This window comes from uncultured Agrococcus sp., from assembly GCF_945915485.1.
GTDB lineage: Bacteria > Actinomycetota > Actinomycetes > Actinomycetales > Microbacteriaceae > Agrococcus.
This window is the reverse complement of record NZ_CAMEFJ010000004.1, coordinates 21683-37642: the sequence shown is the minus strand read 5'-3', so window position 1 is coordinate 37642 and position 15960 is coordinate 21683. Positions and strand designations below refer to the sequence as shown.

The 15960-nt window shown below is 63.5% G+C and carries 13 protein-coding genes; 9 read left to right on the top strand and 4 right to left on the bottom strand.

What is annotated here, in order from left to right:
• The first annotated feature begins 85 nt into the window (after positions 1 to 85).
• From Q0O95_RS01635 to mutM, 5 genes are read left to right on the top strand one after another with little or no spacing between them, the layout of a single operon-like run.
• Positions 86 to 853 carry an SDR family NAD(P)-dependent oxidoreductase gene (locus Q0O95_RS01635; RefSeq protein WP_293694695.1) on the top strand — a complete coding sequence of 256 codons (768 nt, stop codon included), beginning with the start codon at positions 86 to 88 and terminating at the stop codon, positions 851 to 853.
• Between the two features lie 35 nt (positions 854 to 888).
• Complete coding sequence (locus Q0O95_RS01630) at positions 889 to 1443, top strand: DUF177 domain-containing protein (RefSeq protein WP_293694693.1); 555 nt, start codon at positions 889 to 891, stop codon at positions 1441 to 1443.
• A 2-nt stretch (positions 1444 to 1445) separates the two neighbouring features.
• A complete protein-coding gene (gene rpmF / locus Q0O95_RS01625; RefSeq protein ID WP_293694691.1) occupies positions 1446 to 1649 on the top strand; it encodes a 50S ribosomal protein L32 in 204 nt (67 codons plus the stop codon).
• Positions 1650 to 1656: 7 nt separating this feature from the next.
• Complete coding sequence (gene rnc / locus Q0O95_RS01620; protein ID WP_293694689.1) at positions 1657 to 2340, top strand: ribonuclease III; 684 nt, start codon at positions 1657 to 1659, stop codon at positions 2338 to 2340.
• On the top strand, positions 2333 to 3184 hold the full coding sequence (gene mutM, locus Q0O95_RS01615) for a bifunctional DNA-formamidopyrimidine glycosylase/DNA-(apurinic or apyrimidinic site) lyase (RefSeq protein WP_293694687.1): 852 nt from the start codon (positions 2333 to 2335) through the stop codon (positions 3182 to 3184). Before rnc ends, mutM begins: the two co-directional genes overlap by 8 nt.
• An 876-nt stretch (positions 3185 to 4060) precedes the next feature.
• Here mutM and Q0O95_RS01610 read toward each other — a convergent pair.
• From Q0O95_RS01610 to Q0O95_RS01600, 3 genes are all read right to left on the bottom strand, one after another.
• Positions 4061 to 5443: an aldehyde dehydrogenase family protein gene (locus Q0O95_RS01610; RefSeq protein WP_293694685.1), complete on the bottom strand. Its 1383-nt coding sequence runs from the start codon at positions 5441 to 5443 to the stop codon at positions 4061 to 4063.
• Between the two features lie 144 nt (positions 5444 to 5587).
• Positions 5588 to 6688 (bottom strand): GNAT family N-acetyltransferase, encoded by a 1101-nt coding sequence (locus Q0O95_RS01605; protein WP_293694683.1) that lies wholly within the window; start codon positions 6686 to 6688, stop codon positions 5588 to 5590.
• Positions 6685 to 7776, bottom strand: a complete 1092-nt coding sequence (locus Q0O95_RS01600; protein ID WP_293694681.1) for a GNAT family N-acetyltransferase — start codon at positions 7774 to 7776, stop codon at positions 6685 to 6687. Before Q0O95_RS01600 ends, Q0O95_RS01605 begins: the two co-directional genes overlap by 4 nt.
• A 113-nt stretch (positions 7777 to 7889) precedes the next feature.
• Here Q0O95_RS01600 and smc point away from each other — a divergent pair, with 113 nt between their 5' ends.
• The 3 genes from smc to Q0O95_RS01585 are packed head-to-tail and all read left to right on the top strand — an operon-like array spanning position 7890 to position 13356.
• Entirely contained in the window at positions 7890 to 11366 is a 3477-nt protein-coding gene (gene smc / locus Q0O95_RS01595; protein WP_293694680.1) for a chromosome segregation protein SMC, read from the top strand.
• An 8-nt stretch (positions 11367 to 11374) separates the two neighbouring features.
• The gene (locus Q0O95_RS01590; RefSeq protein WP_293694679.1) at positions 11375 to 12478 is read left to right on the top strand and encodes a class I SAM-dependent methyltransferase; all 1104 of its coding nucleotides are present in this window, start codon (positions 11375 to 11377) and stop codon (positions 12476 to 12478) included.
• Positions 12475 to 13356, top strand: coding sequence for a DUF817 domain-containing protein (locus Q0O95_RS01585; RefSeq protein WP_293694677.1), 882 nt, complete (start codon positions 12475 to 12477; stop codon positions 13354 to 13356). Before Q0O95_RS01590 ends, Q0O95_RS01585 begins: the two co-directional genes overlap by 4 nt.
• Before the next feature lie 108 nt (positions 13357 to 13464).
• Here Q0O95_RS01585 and Q0O95_RS01580 read toward each other — a convergent pair whose 3' ends face one another.
• Positions 13465 to 14712, bottom strand: a complete 1248-nt coding sequence (locus Q0O95_RS01580; protein ID WP_366516423.1) for a TerC family protein — start codon at positions 14710 to 14712, stop codon at positions 13465 to 13467.
• A gap of 187 nt (positions 14713 to 14899) precedes the next feature.
• On the opposite strand from Q0O95_RS01580, the gene ftsY reads away from it, so the two are divergent.
• Entirely contained in the window at positions 14900 to 15769 is an 870-nt protein-coding gene (ftsY, locus tag Q0O95_RS01575; RefSeq protein WP_293694675.1) for a signal recognition particle-docking protein FtsY, read from the top strand.
• The last annotated feature ends 191 nt before the right edge of the window (positions 15770 to 15960 follow it).

Below are 15960 nucleotides of genomic sequence, written 5' to 3'. Positions count from 1 at the left end.
ACCGACACGTTCCGTAACAATGCGGGTAGCGGAAGCGGCGCATGCGAGGGGGCACAGCGGCGTTGGTTCGTGATTGACTGACTGCATGAGTACATCCATTGTCATAACGGGGGCCTCAAGCGGAATCGGGAAAGCTTGCGCAGTTGCCGCTGCCGACCGCGGCTGGCGAGTTCTCGCTGTCGCGCGAAGGGAAGAACGCTTGCAGTCACTCGCGGAAGCGATCGGCTGCGAGACTTTGGTCGCGGACTTGACGAGAGCCGAAGACGTGTCACGGCTGGCGACCGCCGCAACCGAATTCGGTGCGGATACGCTCGTGAACGTCGCGGGAGGTGCGAAGGGCCTCGACCCCGTCGAGACGACGAGCGACGACGACTGGCGCTGGATGTTCGAAGCGAACGTGCTGGCAACCAAGAACGTTACGGCCGCGCTTCTGCCGCAGCTGCGGCGATCGACGGAGGACGGATCCTACGCAACCGTCATGACGGTGACGAGCATCGCGGCCACGATGCCCTACAGCGGCGGGTCGGGGTACAACGCTGCGAAGGCCGCTGAGAAAGCCATGACGGACGTATTGCGGTTGGAAGTCAGTGGCGAACCCATCCGGGTCATGGAAGTGCGGCCGGGCCTCGTGCAGACAGAGGAGTTCGCGCTCGTCCGTTTCGCAGGCGATCAGGAACGGGCCGCGAAGGTCTACGAGGACGTGCAGGATCCGCTTTCGGCCGAGGATGTTGCCAGGGTCATGACCGATCTGCTCGCGCTTCCCGGCCACGTTTCGGTCGATGAGACGACGATCAAACCCGTTGCGCAGACGCACGCATGGATTCTGCACAAAGGACGGTTGAGGGCCAAGTAACAGGAACCGGGGTCGGGCGGCGTTACACTGGAGTTGTGAGCAAGACGAAACCTTTCGTACTGCAGGTCAGAGACCTCGTCCGTAAGCCCGGTTACTCACGGGAACTCGAGTTGACGGTGCCATTCGGTGAAGTCGTCGGCGAAGGGATGGCGACGGTAAGCGCCACCCGGGATGTCGAAGTTCGAGGGATGCTGGAGAGCGTGCACGAGGGAATCCTCGCCACCGGCTCGGCAACAACCGTCGCCGACGCTGAGTGCTCCCGGTGCCTGGATCCGACGACACTCGACGTGCAAGTCGACTTTACGGAACTCTTCGCGTATGATCGGTCGGAGGATTCCGAGGTGTTCGTTGTCGGCGATTCGATCGATATCGAACAAATCGTGAGGGACGCGGTAGTGCTCGCGCTACCGTTTCAGCCGGTGTGTCGGCCGGATTGCGCAGGGCTCGATCCCGAAACGGGTGAAAAGCTTGTGCCCGGCACAGCGAGGAAGCCCGAGGAGCAGATTGATCCCCGATGGGCCGCCCTGCAGGAATTTCAAGCCCAAGAAGACGTGCCCGCCGATAGCGCGGGAGATGCAACTAAGGAGTAAACATGCCAGTTCCCAAGCGGAAGAAGTCGCGTGCGAACACGCACGCTCGCCGCTCGCAGTGGAAGGCCACGCCTCCCGCACTGGTGAAGACCGTCGAGAACGGCCGCACCGTGTACAGTCTGCCGCACCGCGCGAAGGTCGTCGAGGACTCGGCCGGGACCCCGCTGTTCCTCGAGTACAAGGGCCGCAAAGTCGCAGACGTCTAAGAACAGCGTGACCGACAACAGGTCATTGAACGAGAAGCTCGGGGTGGAAATCGACCCCGAGCTTCTCGCATTGGCGCTCACGCACACTTCGTGGGCGTACGAGAACGGCGGCGCGCATAACGAACGCCTCGAGTTTCTCGGCGACACGATCCTCGGGCAGGCGATCACGATCGAGCTGTTCCGCAGATTCCCGGACCTGGACGAGGGCGAATTGTCGCGGAGGCGGGCGGGAGTCGTGTCCGGGTTCGCGCTTGCGGAAGTGGCGCGCGGTATCCACCTGGGAGCGTATATTCGGCTCGGTAAGGGAGAACTGAAGACCGGTGGCAGTGACCGCGAGTCGATCCTTGCCGACACGATGGAGGCGGTCTTCGGTGCCGCGTACCTCTCCGTCGGTCACGAGCAGGCAGAAGCGCTCGTGCTGCGACTCGTGGGCCCATTACTCGAGGACACCGAACGCTTCGGCGCCGCTCTCGACCCGAAGACTTCGCTGCAGGAACTCGCCGACCGGCTGCACAAGGGCGCTCCCGTCTATACCGTCGAAGCAGAAGGGCCGGACCACGCGCGTCGATTCGGTGCAACTGTGAAGCTCGACGGGGTAGAGGTTGCTTCAGGGGAGGGTTCTTCGAAGCGTCAGGCGGAGATGGCGGCCGCCCTTGAAGCCTGGAAGCGGCTGCGGGCGTCGAATGCCTGAGCTCCCCGAAGTTGAAGTCGTCAGGCTGGGGCTGCTGCCGGCCGTGACCGGTGCTCGCATTCTGTCGATCGAGGTGTTCGACGAGCGATCGATCGGCCGCCACGATGGCGACAGCGCGCACTTCGAGGCCTCCTTGGTCGGCAGGAGGATGCTCGAGCCGCGCAGGCGAGGCAAATTTCTTTGGGTGCCGCTCGAGGGCGCAGAGGCGCTCGTCGTGCACCTCGGCATGAGTGGCCAGGTGCTGGTGCGGGAAGTCGGAGCGATACCTGATCGACACGTACGAATCAGGTTCGTGGTGGAGTCTGCCGATGGTCGTGAGTACGAGATCCGGTTCGCTGACCAGCGGATTTTCGGTTCTATGGCCGTGCGCGCGCTCGACGCCGATGGGGTTCCCGATCAGGTTGCGCACATCGCCCTCGACCCGATCGATGACGCGTTCGACCCGGCATCGGTGGTGGCTGCGCTTCGGAAACGCTCCCAGGGCGTGAAGGCCGCGTTGCTCGACCAGCAGTTGATCAGCGGTATCGGCAACATCTATGCCGACGAAGCGCTGTGGCGAGCGCGCCTCCACTACCTGACACCCGGAAAGCGAGTGTCGAAGCAGCGTGGGCTCGAATTGCTCGCGCACGTGCAAGACGTCCTCGACAGGGCGCTCGTCGAGGGCGGCACGTCGTTCGACACCCAGTACGTGAACGTCAATGGCGAGTCCGGCTACTTCGCGCACTCGCTGAATGCCTACGGTCAGCATGGCAAGCCGTGCTCGCGCTGCGGCGCTCTCATCGTGCGCGAGAAATGGTCGAACCGTTCGAGTCACCGCTGCCCGAAGTGCCAGCGGCCGCGCTGAGAAGGAATCTTAGTGCGAGGCAGGTGGTTCTCAGTTACACTGGAGAAGCGGCGGGCAGTAGCCCTCAGAGCCTGGCAGTCTTCCGGACGGTACGACGAGCCAGGCTCACGCATATCTACAGGCGGAATACACGTTCTCCGATGAGAGGTGCCGTACGGCGAAGCCAGTCGCCACCGTTCGAATAGCTCCACGCGACAGCATCGCTCACCCAGAGCAGTGGTTGCTCTCTTGGTGTCACGTGACTGTATTTGAAGGCTCGCGGTCTCTGTTTTCGCAGAATTCCCGCGATGATTCGTTTGTCCGCGGCAATGAGTGAATCATCTCGTTCGATGTAGAGACTTTCCACCTGGCTGTTCAGGAGCTCGGCCGTCAGCGAAGTAAAGCAAAGAGGGCGGGCTTCTTTGTCCGATAGGCCCTTCGCGATCCACACAGCTGCACGCAGATCGAGCTCGCACATCCGAGACAGAATCTCTTTGCGTCGGCTTTCGCGTTCGCTCTTGAAATGAAGCCGACGTTGCCCCGACTTCAGCAGCGATCGTAACGCCTTCTCCGACCCATGGATCGACGCAGGTGAGGCTGCGGTGGCTGCGACGATGTATCCGCGAGATTTGGACTCGTCGATGAATACACGATCACCAGATGTGAAAATCATGGACGGAACAGGTATCTACTGTTGATCGAGATAATGGGCAAGTTTGAGTTCGAGCTCAATGAGCGAGCCCATCATCGGGCGAGAGATGGTCTGGAGCATGCCGGGAGATGCGCCTGCAGTGTTGGCGTGGGGGCGGCGTTCTCGTCGTTCATGCACTAAACGTACCGCGCACCACCGACGTTAGAGCTCGGATGGGGATCGAACACTTTTGTCGCGCCCGACGGTTAGCGGAAGAGTCGGCGCAGCAGTTTCCTGCGGCCCTCGCTGTGCGGCGGATAGATCAACTGCAGCGTATCCAGCCGCGTTGGCTTGGCGAGCACGCCCTTCTCGTGCGTGAATGCCTCGAACGACTTCCTGCCGTGGTAGGCGCCCATCCCGCTTTCTCCGACGCCTCCGAACGGGAGGGACGGAACTGCGGCGTGCGCGAGCGACACGTTGACACCGAGGGCTCCCGATGTGGTCTCCTGCTGGAATCGGCGAACGACCGCAGTATCCTCCGCATAGACGTAGAGCGCGAGCGGCTTCTCCCGCTCGGTCACGAACGCGATCGCCTCGTCAGCGTCGGCGACATCGACGAGCGGCAGAATGGGGCCGAAGATCTCCTCGGCCATGACGGCGCTCTCAGGGGCGACATCGGTGAGCACGGTCGGTTCGATACGCAACTCGTCACGGTTGATACCGCCGCCGACCCGGCGGGTGCCGGAGCTCATGAGACCCCTGAGTCGATCGAAATGCCGCTCGTTCACGATCGTCGCGTACTCGGCATTCGTTGCGGGCGCAGTGCCGAGCTGCTCGAGCACCGCCTTTCGCAGCTCCTCGACGAATGGCTCTCGTACGGACTCGTGCACGAGCACGTAGTCGGGCGCAATGCACGTCTGACCGGCATTCATCGTCTTCGCCCACGCAAGCCTGCGTGCCGAAACGCGCAGGTTCGCCGAAGCATCGACGTACACGGGGCTCTTGCCGCCCAGCTCCAGCACGGTCGGGGTGAGGTGCTTCGCAGCGGCGGCCGCGACGATGCGGGCAACACGACTGTTGCCGGTGTAGAAGATGAGATCCCAGCGCTGTTCGAGGAGCGCCGTGGTTTCGTCGACAGCACCCTCCACGACCCGCACCGCGCGAGAGTCGAGATAGATAGGAGCCAGCCGGGCGATCAGTTCACTGGTTGCGGGGGCGAGTTCACTCGGCTTCACAACGGCGGAATTGCCGCCCGCGATCGCGCCGACCAGCGGTGCGAGGGCGAGCTGCAGCGGATAGTTCCACGGCGCGATAACCAGAACGGCACCCAGGGGGTCACGTACGGTGTGCGCCCAGGCGGGCTGCAGGGTCGCGGGAACCGGCTTAGGATGCGGCAGCATCCAGTGCCAGAGATTGCGCTTTGCGAGACGGATCTCCTCGAGAACGACCGAAATCTCGGTGATGTGCGCCTCGAGGTCCGACTTGCCGAGATCCTTCGCAAGTGCCTGCTCCCAGAGCGTGATGTTCTGCGACAGCATGCCGGCCAGCCCGTCGAGCTGATCGAGTCGCCAGCGGCGAGAACGCCAGAATCCGGGCGCTCGGCGAGCGCGGAGTTCGTCGGCCAGGGTTCGGAAGTCGGTCGTGGTCATGCATCCATTGTGCCGCGCGTGGCTATGCAACGGCGCAGAAATCCCAGCAGCCGGTCTGGAGTCCGTGACACCCAGAAGCCCGGGATGCGGAAAGAGGGCGAGAGAAGCACATTCGGGACACTCCCAAACGCGCTTCTTTCTCCCCTAAGTCGTGCCGCCGGACACCTGGCTCTCAACGTCGAGCCGCAGCTGCCACACGACGGTCCAGGTGACGACCTCGAACCCGACCGCCTCGTTGACGCGGATCATGTGCCGGTTCTCTTCCGCGTTCATCGTCGTGATGCGGTCTGCGTGCGGCACGTTGTCGCGCAACTGTGCAATGCCCGCCAGCTTCAGCAATTGCCCGAGCCCGTGCCCCCTGTGCTCGCGCAGCACGATCAGATTGTGCTGCCTCGCGCACGGATCACCCGCGATGACCAACTGGGAGTAGCCGACGAGCTGACCGCTTTCTTCGTGCTGCACAGCCGCTGCGAACATCCGACGCTCGGAACCGATCTTGAAGCGTTCGAACTCGGCCAGACGTTCGTCGGACCACGTTTCGGGTTCGAGTTCGAGATCACCGGTAGGAGAGTCGGTCGACATCCGCTCGTGGAGGGTTCGCATGTCGGCACGGTAGGAGGCAGGGGTTTCGCCCTCCCACGTGACGACTCGATACCCGTCTGAACGCTGCTCAGCCTGTCCAAGTCGCGTATCGATATCCGTCAGCGAGTCGAGATCGAGTCGCGAGTAGCGGTACACCTGCGAAAGGGATGCGCCCCGGCGAATCCAGGCCACGGACTCCGGGTCATCGCGCATGACCCCGCCGTATCCGGTTGTCGCCGTGATGTCGCCTTCTCGGACGCCAACACCACCGCCGAAGATCGTTGTTCTTCCGAGCTGACCGGCACGATCCAGTGACGCTTGCACGAGCGCCTCGAACGTTTCCTGTCGAGCTCGCCCCTGCACGTCGGGATGCACGAGCAGGAGAGTATCGACGATGTCGGTTGATTCGCTCGTCGGCAGGAAGAACTCCGCATGGCCCACTAACGCTTCATCACGATAGGCAGAGATCGACTCTACGCGTTCCGAGGCCTGACCCTGCAGAGCGCTCAACACGGTCGCGGGAGTCACCGACTGGTTCCCGGACCCAAGCAACGCGCTGTTCGAGGCATCGATAAGGCGCACGGTCTTGCGGAACTCGTCGCCGCGCCGGCTGTTCTCGTCGGTCGATAGAGGCAACTCGAGCGGTTCTACGCGGATGCTCATCGCGGTGCCCACTCCTCGCGTCGCTGCCACGCGCCCTCGCCCATTACCGCTTCGAAACCGAGCGCTTCGTTGACGGCGAGCATGTGCCGGTTCTCCTCCGCGTTCCAGGTGATCACCCTGCTGCGCTCGGGATAGGTGTCGAGCAGTTGCAGGAGGTTCACGGTCTTGACCAGCATGCCGAGACGGTGCCCGCGGTGCTCGGCATGCACGAGTGTGTCGTCCTGATAGACCTGCTGCCCCGCTTCCGGGACGGCGAGGGTCGAATAGGCAACCGCCACGCCGTCGGCACTATAGGCGACGGCCCGCAACAGGTCGCGTCGCTGCCCCTCGATGACGGAGCTCTCGATTTCCGCGAGCCGTTCCGCGTCCCACGTCTCGGCCACGACGTCGAGTCCGGCAGCCGGGGCGTCCGTCGACATCCGCGCCTGCAGAGCAGCAAGGTTGGCGAGCTGATCGGCAGGAGTGAAGCCGGTCCAGACGCGAACGGTGTAGCCGGATGCGCGCGCGGAGGCTTCCCGGCGCATGCGTTCGAACGCCGAGCGGTCGTCGCTGCCGAACGTCAGAACACTCGTTCTCTCGATCTGTTCGAGTGAGAACCCGGCACGGTGCAGGAAGCGCACCTCGTCACTGTTCGCGGGAATCTCACCCGCTCCGTTCGGCGGGGAAATCTGAGGGCCCGACGCAGGTCGATGCAGCTTCCACGTCTGTGTCGTCGCGCGGCCCTCCTCGCGCAGAAGCTCGTTCACGCGCTGCAGCAACGCTGTTCCAACGCCATTTCTGCGGTGGGGTTCGTCGGTGTAGATGTCGGCGTACGCGGGTGCATCCAGTTCGTGCAGACTGACGTCGACACGTGCGAAACCGGCGATGCGGCCTTCGAGCAGCGCAACATGAATGTGCTGGCGCTCTTCTTTGTTTCGCCTAATGTAGCCGTGTGCGGCGGCGTACGTGACGTCGAAGTCCCTCGAGCCGTTCCAGGTAGTGCGAAAGACCGAGTTGCGCACATCAATGTACTCGCGGAAGCGTTCGGCGGCCGCGGAACCGTCGTCGATGCCCTCTGGAATCTCGAGGGGGACGATGTCAATGTTCATCATTCTCCGCCGCTCTCGACCACGATCTGTGTTCGGGCAGCCTTGCAGAATACACGCCAAACGACGTCTCCGGGGTAGATTCGTACAGGAAGTCGCTAGTGGCGAGGAGTGTCGTGTACCTGAAATCCCTGACCGTAAAGGGCTTCAAGTCGTTTGCGCGCGCGACCACCTTCCAGTTCGAACCGGGTGTCACCGCAGTCGTCGGCCCCAACGGGTCGGGGAAGTCGAACGTCGTCGATGCGCTCGCATGGGTCATGGGCGAGCAGGGAGCCAAGACACTGCGCGGCGGGAAGATGGAAGATGTCATCTTCGCGGGCACCGCAACGCAGGGGCCGCTGTCGCGCGCTCACGTCGAGCTGACGATCGACAACTCCGACGGCGCATTGCCGATCGAGTACAGCGAAGTGCAGATTTCTCGAACCCTCTTCCGGAACGGAGGCAGCGAATACGCCATCAACGGCGAGGGCGCCAGGCTGCTCGACGTGCAGGAGCTGCTGAGCGACTCCGGCCTTGGTCGCGAAATGCACGTCATCGTCGGCCAGGGGCAGCTCGACAACGTGCTGCAGGCGACCCCGCAGGATCGCAGGGGGTTCATAGAAGAGGCGGCGGGCATCCTGAAGCATCGCCGTCGTAAAGAGAAGACGCTGCGGAAGCTCGACGCGATGCAGCAGAACCTGACGAGGCTGCAGGATCTCATAGGGGAGATCAGACGCCAACTGAAGCCACTCGGGGCGCAGGCGGAAATCGCGCGAGAAGCGCAGACGGTGCAGGCGGAGGTCCGCGACGCGAAGGCCAAGCTCTATGCAGACGAGGTGCTGCGGTTGCGTACGACACTGGAATCGGCATCGAAGACGGAATCGCAGCGCAAGAACGAGCGACTGGTGCTCCAGGAGCAGCTCGACCGCGCGCAGCTGCGAGCATCGCGCATCGAGGAGTCGATGGTCGGTGACGAAGTGGATGCGGCACGCAAGATCTCGCACGCGTTGGAAAGCGTCCGCACGCGGCTGCAGTCACTCGACACCCTCGCGCACCAGCAGCTCGCCCTGCTCGCCGAGCCGGATGCGGAAGAGCAGGACGAAGATCGCATAACGCAAGACGCCGTCGATGCGGCGTTGCAGGAAGCTCGTGACCTTGCCGAGCAGGTGACGTCTGCGCAGCAGGAAGTCGCTGCGCAGGCGACGACGGTGGCGAAGGCGAAGGCGAGCCTCGACGCGCTCGACGAAGAGATCGCCCAGCAGTCTGCGCTCGTCTCGAAGCACGATCTCGCGCTCGCGGCGAAGCGCTCCGCCGTCGAAGTGGCCGAATCGTCGCTGCTGGCGCGCAAAAACGACAGGGAACGGCGGGAACAAGCCTGGCAGAACGCGACCGAGAGGCTCCGGGAAGCGAGGGAGGCACTCGATTCACTCGGAGACGACGAGACGGAACAGCAGGACACCGATGCGCTCTCGCTCGCATACCGGGAGGCCGACGAGGAGGCCGTGCGCTTGCAGACAGAACTCGACCGGCTGCGAGAGGCGCTCCACGGCAAGGAACGTGAGCGCGACTCCCTCGCGGCGAGAGCGCAAGCACTTTCGCACGCTCTCGATGCGAAGAGCGCGGCCTCGAGCATCCTCGAAGCGGAGCTGCCGGGGGTCGACGGCATTGTGTCCGAGCGCATCAGCGTCAAGAAGGGGTTCGAGGCCGCCGTCGCAGCAGCCCTTGGCTCGCTCGCGGAGGCGGTGCTCGTCGACACACGGGAGAACGCGATTCGCGTCGCAGAGTCGGCTGCCGGCGAAGATCTCGGAAGAGCGCAACTCGTGATTGCGGGAGCGCCGTCCATGCTGAGCACAGCGCCGAAGACCGTGCTCAAGCACGCCTACGATGTCTGCGACGCCCCCGAGGGGATCCGCGGGTTGCTCGCCTTCACCTTCATCGCCGACGATCTGCGGCAAGCAGCCGAGGCAGGGCCGGAACTCACGAGGCTCGAACTCGGCGGGCCCATCACGATCGTGACACGCGCGGGCGAGGTGTTGACCGAGCATACCCTCACGGGTGGTTCCGGTGAGGACACGTCACGTATCGAGCTCGCTGCCGATCGCGACGAAGCGCAGCACAAGCTCGACGCGATCGCGGTCGAGATCGAAACCGATGCGGGAGAGGTCGACGACGTGCGACACGCGCTGCAGAACGCCAAGCGTTCCGCGCAGGATGCGTTGGAGTCGCTGCGAGCGCACGATGCGGAAAGCGCGGCAAGGGGGCAGGAACGCAGCAGGATCCGCGCTCGGCACGAGTCTGCGGCCGCCGAGTCGGAGCGCGCGGAGGCGGCCCTGGAGGAATCCGCGTCGAGGGTGACGTCGGCGGAACGAGAGGTCGAGCGTGCCAAGCGAGAGTTCGACGAGTTCGACAGGGCACCGCGGCCGATGCTCGATGCGTCGGCGCGGGATGGCATGCTCGTAGAGCTCGAGGAAGCCAGGGCGGACGAAACCGAGCTGCGCATCCGGTTGGAGACGGCGCGTGAACGAGTGAGGGCTGAGCGCGATCGCGCGACATCACTCGAGCGAGAGATGCAAGCGCAGCGAGCGAGGGCGGATGAACGCGCTCGCAGGGCCGTCATCCGGAGTCGGCGACGCGAACGTGCAGAGCGCGTAACGCGAGCACTTCCGGCCGTGTTGAGCTCGATCGACGAGTCGCTTTCGGAGGCACGTCTCGATCTTGCGCACAAGGAGACGGCGAGAAGGCAGAACTCGGAGGCGCTCGGCAAGCTCCGGCAGGAGCAGACGGAGCTGACGGAGCGGATTCGCGAGCTCACGGATCGCGTGCACGACATCGAAATGCAGAGCTACGAGCAGAAGCTGCAACTCTCGAACCTCATCGAACGTTCCGCGAGCGAACTAGGCCTCGACGAGCAGGAGCTGCTGGCCGAGTACGAACCGGGCGAGGACTTCGATCGCGACGCCGAGCGCGCTCGGCTGAAAGACGCGGACAGAAAGCTCGCGAAACTCGGCAGGGTGAATCCGCTCGCGCTGGAAGAGTTCGCTGCCCTCGAGCAACGGCACACTTTCCTGAACGAGCAGCTGCACGACCTGACACAGACGCGCGCCGACCTCGAGCAGATCATCGCGGATCTGGACGTCACGATGCAAGACATCTTCGCGACCGCGTTCGAAGACACGAAAGCGGCGTTCGACGAGGTGTTCCCGAAGCTCTTCCCCGGTGGAAGGGGCTCGCTTGCGCTCACCGACCCCGAAAACCTGCTCGAGACCGGCATCGAGGTTGCCGTGCGCCCCGCCGGGAAGAAGATCGATCGACTCTCCCTTCTTTCCGGCGGTGAGCGTTCGCTCGCAGCGGTCGCGTTCATGGTGGCGATCTTCCAAGCCCGGCCCAGCCCGTTCTACATCATGGACGAGGTCGAAGCCGCACTCGACGACGCGAACCTCGGCCGGCTCCTCACGGTCTTCGAGCAGTTGCGCGAGACGAGTCAGCTGATCGTCATAACGCACCAGAAGCGGACGATGGAGATCGCGGATGTCCTCTATGGCGTTTCGATGCGAGAGGACGGGGTCACCCAGGTGGTCGGGCAGCGCACGAAGCGCGAAGAAGAGCCGGCCTGAGCCCGCGGATGATCGACTTCGGCAGGCTCCGTCGCGCACCGGACATCGAAGCCTCGAACCTGGCGGCGTACGATGCGACCGACACCTACCTGCTCGACTTCGCGGCGGAGCGAGGGTTGCTGAGCGGCGCGATCACCGCACTCGGCGATCGGCACGGCGCGCTCACCCTCGGTGCACTGAGCGGGGGAGCGGAGCACGTGCGCTCGCATCAGGACTCGATCGTGCACGAGCGTGCGTTGCAGGGCAATGCGGTCACGGTGGGCTTCTCGAGCGATGCGTTCGACCAGTTGCCGCTCTCACCCGAAGTCGTGCGCGACGCCCGCACGGTGCTGATGCAGCTGCCGCGAGGGCTCGATGCTCTCGATGAGCTGGCCGCGACCGTCGCGGTTGGCGCGCATCCCGACACGGTGCTGATCGCCGGCGGACGGGTCAAGCACATGACGCACGCGATGAACGATGTGCTGCTGCGCTATTTCGACACTGTCGAACCGCAGCACGCTCGGCGGAAGTCCAGGCTGCTGGTCGCGATGGGACCCAAGCGCGATGCGGCGGTGCAGTGGCCGAAGCGACAGCACCACGCACGGTTCGATGTCACGCTCGTGGCCCACGGCGCTGTGTTCGGCGGTGCAGCGCTCGATCCGGGCGCAGCGACGCTGCTTGATCACATCGACGAGTTCCCCGACACTCCCACCGCGATTGACCTCGGGTGCGGCAACGGCATCCTCTCGGTCGTGCTGGCGAAACGTCGGCCCGATGTGCATGTCCTCGCAACGGATGTCTCGAGCGCGGCCACTACATCCGCGAGGCTCACCGCCGTCGAAAACGGTATGCAAGATCGCGTGGATGTGCGCCGAGCCGACGGGCTCGAAGGCATACCCGTTGGCAGCGCACCGCTCATCATGCTGAACCCGCCGTTCCACCTCGGCGCAGCCGTGCACAAGGGGATGGCCGAGCGGCTGATCGAGGACGCCGGGCGAGCACTCGCCCCGGGAGGTGAACTGCTGTGCGTGTGGAACTCGCACTTGCGCTACCGACCCCTGCTCGAGCGCATCGGCCGAACGCGGCAGATCGCGAGGAACTCGACCTTCACCGTGACTGCGACGCGAGCATGACGGATACGTCCAGCACGAATCCTCGTCGGCCGGAATTCACGACCGTAGAGCTCGCCATCGACAGCTGGGCGCACGCTCGACTCCGTGGTCGTGGGCGCTCGCGGTTTCGTCGGGTCGTGATCGAACTCAGCGTGTTCACGCTGAAGCAGGCGTGGGCGTGCGTTTTCGGAGCACTTTTGCTGCTCGGTATCGTCACGGTTCGCGCCTTCTGGCCGAACGACGCGCCGGTCGCGAGCAACGACGTCCTGACGCTGTACGCGATTGCGCTGCAGATCGCCATGCTGGCGTTCAAGCTCGAGACGCTACGCGAACTCTGGGTCGTGCTCCTGTTCCACGTCACAGGCACTGTCATGGAACTGTTCAAGACGGCAATGGGGTCATGGATCTACGATCCGGAAGGGCTGCTGAGGGTAGGAGGAGTGCCGCTGTTCACGGGATTCATGTATGCGGCTGTCGGCTCGTACATGGTCCGCACAATGCGCATGTTCGATCTGCGCTTCTTCCGCTATCCGCCCAGAACCCTCACCGTCGTCGTCGCCGTCCTCATCTACTCGAACTTCTTCACGCACCACTTCGCGTTCGACTTCCGGTGGATTCTCCTGGCGGCAGTACTCCTGATCTGGGGCCGGTGCACGATGTACTTCAGAATTCACAGACGACGTTTCCCCATGCCGATTCTCGTCGCTTTCGGGCTCGTCGCCGTCTTCATCTGGATCGCGGAGAACCTCGGCACTTTCGCCGGTGCGTGGCTGTATCCGAGTCAGCTGGACGGCTGGGAACCGGTGTCCCTCCAGAAAGTCACCAGCTGGTTCCTGCTGATGATCATCTCCGTCGTGCTCGTCACATTCGTCCACCGGCCCCGAGAGCCAGACTCATAATCCCGACTCCCAGCATTAACCTCGCTGAACACTTCTCGGTCCATGCATGGAACGAACGCTCCATATCGGCGTGTCGCCATGTATAGACCGAGAAGTGTTACGTAGGAACTAGGGTCGATCGGTCTCGTCGAGATCTTGGCGGATGATTCGATTCGATTCCCGATCGAGGTCGGCGTCCAACGCATTGAGCAATTCGTCGCGATTGAACTCCTCCGGGTCGGCCGTGTTGCCTGCCGAGTCGACGATCTTGACGTCATCGCCCGTGCGGTCGAGCTGCAGGGGGCGCGCAAAGGACGTTCCGCGCGCCGTCACCAGCTGGTAGTGACCCGACTCGTCGAGTTCCGCCTCCACCGGGCCCACGACGGGCAGCTCTGAGCGCTTGCCCTTCATACGGTCTCGCAGCGTCTTCAACAGCGAGGCCACGACCGACACCACCATGGCGACCAGAATGACCACGAGCGAGTGCCAGGTCTCGATGTGCGGGACCCAGCCGATGGGCTCGCCACCATTGAGGAAGAACAGGTCGTTCGCCTCCATTGCGTGGAAGACGAGCTTGACGCCGATGAAGCCCAGAATGGCGGCAATGCCGTAGTGCAGGTACACGAGCCGATCGAGCAGACCACCGAGCAGGAAGTACAGCTGCCGCAGCCCCATGAGCGCGAAGATGTTACATGCGAAGACGAGGAACGGATCCGTCGTCACCGAGAAGATCGCCGGGATCGAATCGATCGCGAACAGCAGATCCGTCGTGCCCAGTGCGATGATCACCATGAGCATCGGCGTGAAGTAGCGGTGCCCCTCGTACTCGATGCGCATCTTGCCGCCACGCCACTCGTCGGTCAGGCGAATGCGCTTCCTGAGCATCCTGGTGAAGAGATTGTCCTTCTGGCCATCCTCATCGTCGCTGCCGAACGCCTGCTTCCAAGCGGTGTAGATCAGCCATGCCCCGAAGATGTAGAACACCCACGAGAGGCGCTCAACCAGCTGGACACCGACCAGGATGAAGATACCGCGCAGCACGATCGCGATCATGATGCCGATCATCAGCACGCGTTGCTGCATTTCACGAGGAACGGAGAACCTGGCCAAGATGATGATGAACACGAACAGGTTGTCGATCGAGAGCGAATACTCGAGCGCCCAGCCCGTTATGAACTGGAAGCTCCGCTCCGTATCGCCCATGAGGAACAGCACTCCGGCGAAGAGCAGCGCCAGCGATACGTAAAAGACGACCCAGCCGGTCGCCTCCTTCATGGAGGGAACGTGCGGTCGCTTGACCACAAGAAGAAGATCAAAGATCAGAATGCCTACGAGAATCGTCATGGAGACGATCTCGAAGATCACGTATGAGTCCACAGGTGTCCTTTACGAGTTGAGAGGTTGACGGTACTCGACCGTCTCTCCCGCAAGACACAGCTTGCCGCAACATCCGGCCAGGCCTCGACGCCGTGCGTGATGACGAATGTTGCGAATGGGATACTCCCCGTCGCGAAGTCGAGTGTAGCGGATCACAGCGGGTAAAACACTCACCTACGATGGATCCATGGCACAAAAGTGGTCACTCACCGGCGCACTGCGCGGAATGTTCGTTCGCGAAACCATCACGGAAGAAACCTGGGACGACCTGGAAACCGCACTGATCACGGCAGATTTCGGCCCGGACATCACCGAGTCGCTCATCGACGATCTGCGCGAGGATGTCGAGCGCTACCGGACCGAGGACCCGAAGGATCTCCAGCGGATGCTGCGGGAACGACTCGAGGAGCGCTTCGCCCAGTACGACCCGACCCTGAACTTGAAGGAGCGCCCCGCCGTCATCCTGGTCGTGGGTGTCAACGGAGTGGGCAAGACGACGACCATCGGGAAGTTCGCGAAATTCCTCACGGGGCACGGCCAGTCGGTCATCGTCGGCGCTGCCGACACGTTCCGCGCGGCAGCCGTCGAACAACTCGCGACGTGGGCGGAACGAGGCGGCGCCGACATCATCAGACCGGAACGCGAGGGCCAGGATCCTGCGTCCGTCGCCTTTCAAACCGTCGATGCAGCGAAAGAGCGCGGCATCGCCATGTGCCTCATCGACACCGCCGGAAGGTTGCAGACCAAGGGCGGCCTGATGGACGAACTCGGCAAAATCCGTCGTGTCGTCGAGAAACAGGCGCCGGTCTCCGAGGTTCTCCTCGTGCTCGACGCGACAACGGGCCAGAACGGCGTCTCCCAGGCAGAGGCCTTCATTCAGCACGCAGGCGTAACAGGGCTCGTGATCACCAAGCTGGATGGCAGCGCGAAGGGCGGCTTCATCCTCGCCGTCCAGGAGCGCACGGGGATTCCCATCAAGCTCATCGGCCAGGGAGAGGGCATCAACGACATGACCGGCTTCACGCCGCATGTGTTCGTCCAACAGCTCGTCGGCTGACGCCGACTCGCGTCGGTAGCCGCGTCCGAGACGGACGCGGCGCTGGCGTCGCTGAGGCAGTCCGAAAGGACTGCCTTTTTTGGCGCTCCAGCGCGGGCAGTCGCACGGACGCTTTGCGTCCGTAAGGAGCTCCAGCGCGTACCCGGAGCCGCCTCGTTGGGCGACTTCCGGTCACCGAGACGGTGACGAGC

What these genes read in the sequence shown, in the direction of transcription:
- Q0O95_RS01635 (WP_293694695.1), top strand. Translation starts at nt 86, where the DNA reads ATGAGTACATCCATTGTCATAACGGGGGCCTCAAGCGGAATCGGGAAA.
- rpmF (WP_293694691.1), top strand. Translation starts at nt 1,446, where the DNA reads ATGCCAGTTCCCAAGCGGAAGAAGTCGCGTGCGAACACGCACGCTCGC.
- mutM (WP_293694687.1), top strand. Translation starts at nt 2,333, where the DNA reads ATGCCTGAGCTCCCCGAAGTTGAAGTCGTCAGGCTGGGGCTGCTGCCG.
- Q0O95_RS01610 (WP_293694685.1), bottom strand. Translation starts at nt 5,443, where the DNA reads ATGACCACGACCGACTTCCGAACCCTGGCCGACGAACTCCGCGCTCGC.
- Q0O95_RS01605 (WP_293694683.1), bottom strand. Translation starts at nt 6,688, where the DNA reads ATGAGCATCCGCGTAGAACCGCTCGAGTTGCCTCTATCGACCGACGAG.
- Q0O95_RS01600 (WP_293694681.1), bottom strand. Translation starts at nt 7,776, where the DNA reads ATGAACATTGACATCGTCCCCCTCGAGATTCCAGAGGGCATCGACGAC.
- Q0O95_RS01590 (WP_293694679.1), top strand. Translation starts at nt 11,375, where the DNA reads ATGATCGACTTCGGCAGGCTCCGTCGCGCACCGGACATCGAAGCCTCG.
- Q0O95_RS01585 (WP_293694677.1), top strand. Translation starts at nt 12,475, where the DNA reads ATGACGGATACGTCCAGCACGAATCCTCGTCGGCCGGAATTCACGACC.
- ftsY (WP_293694675.1), top strand. Translation starts at nt 14,900, where the DNA reads ATGGCACAAAAGTGGTCACTCACCGGCGCACTGCGCGGAATGTTCGTT.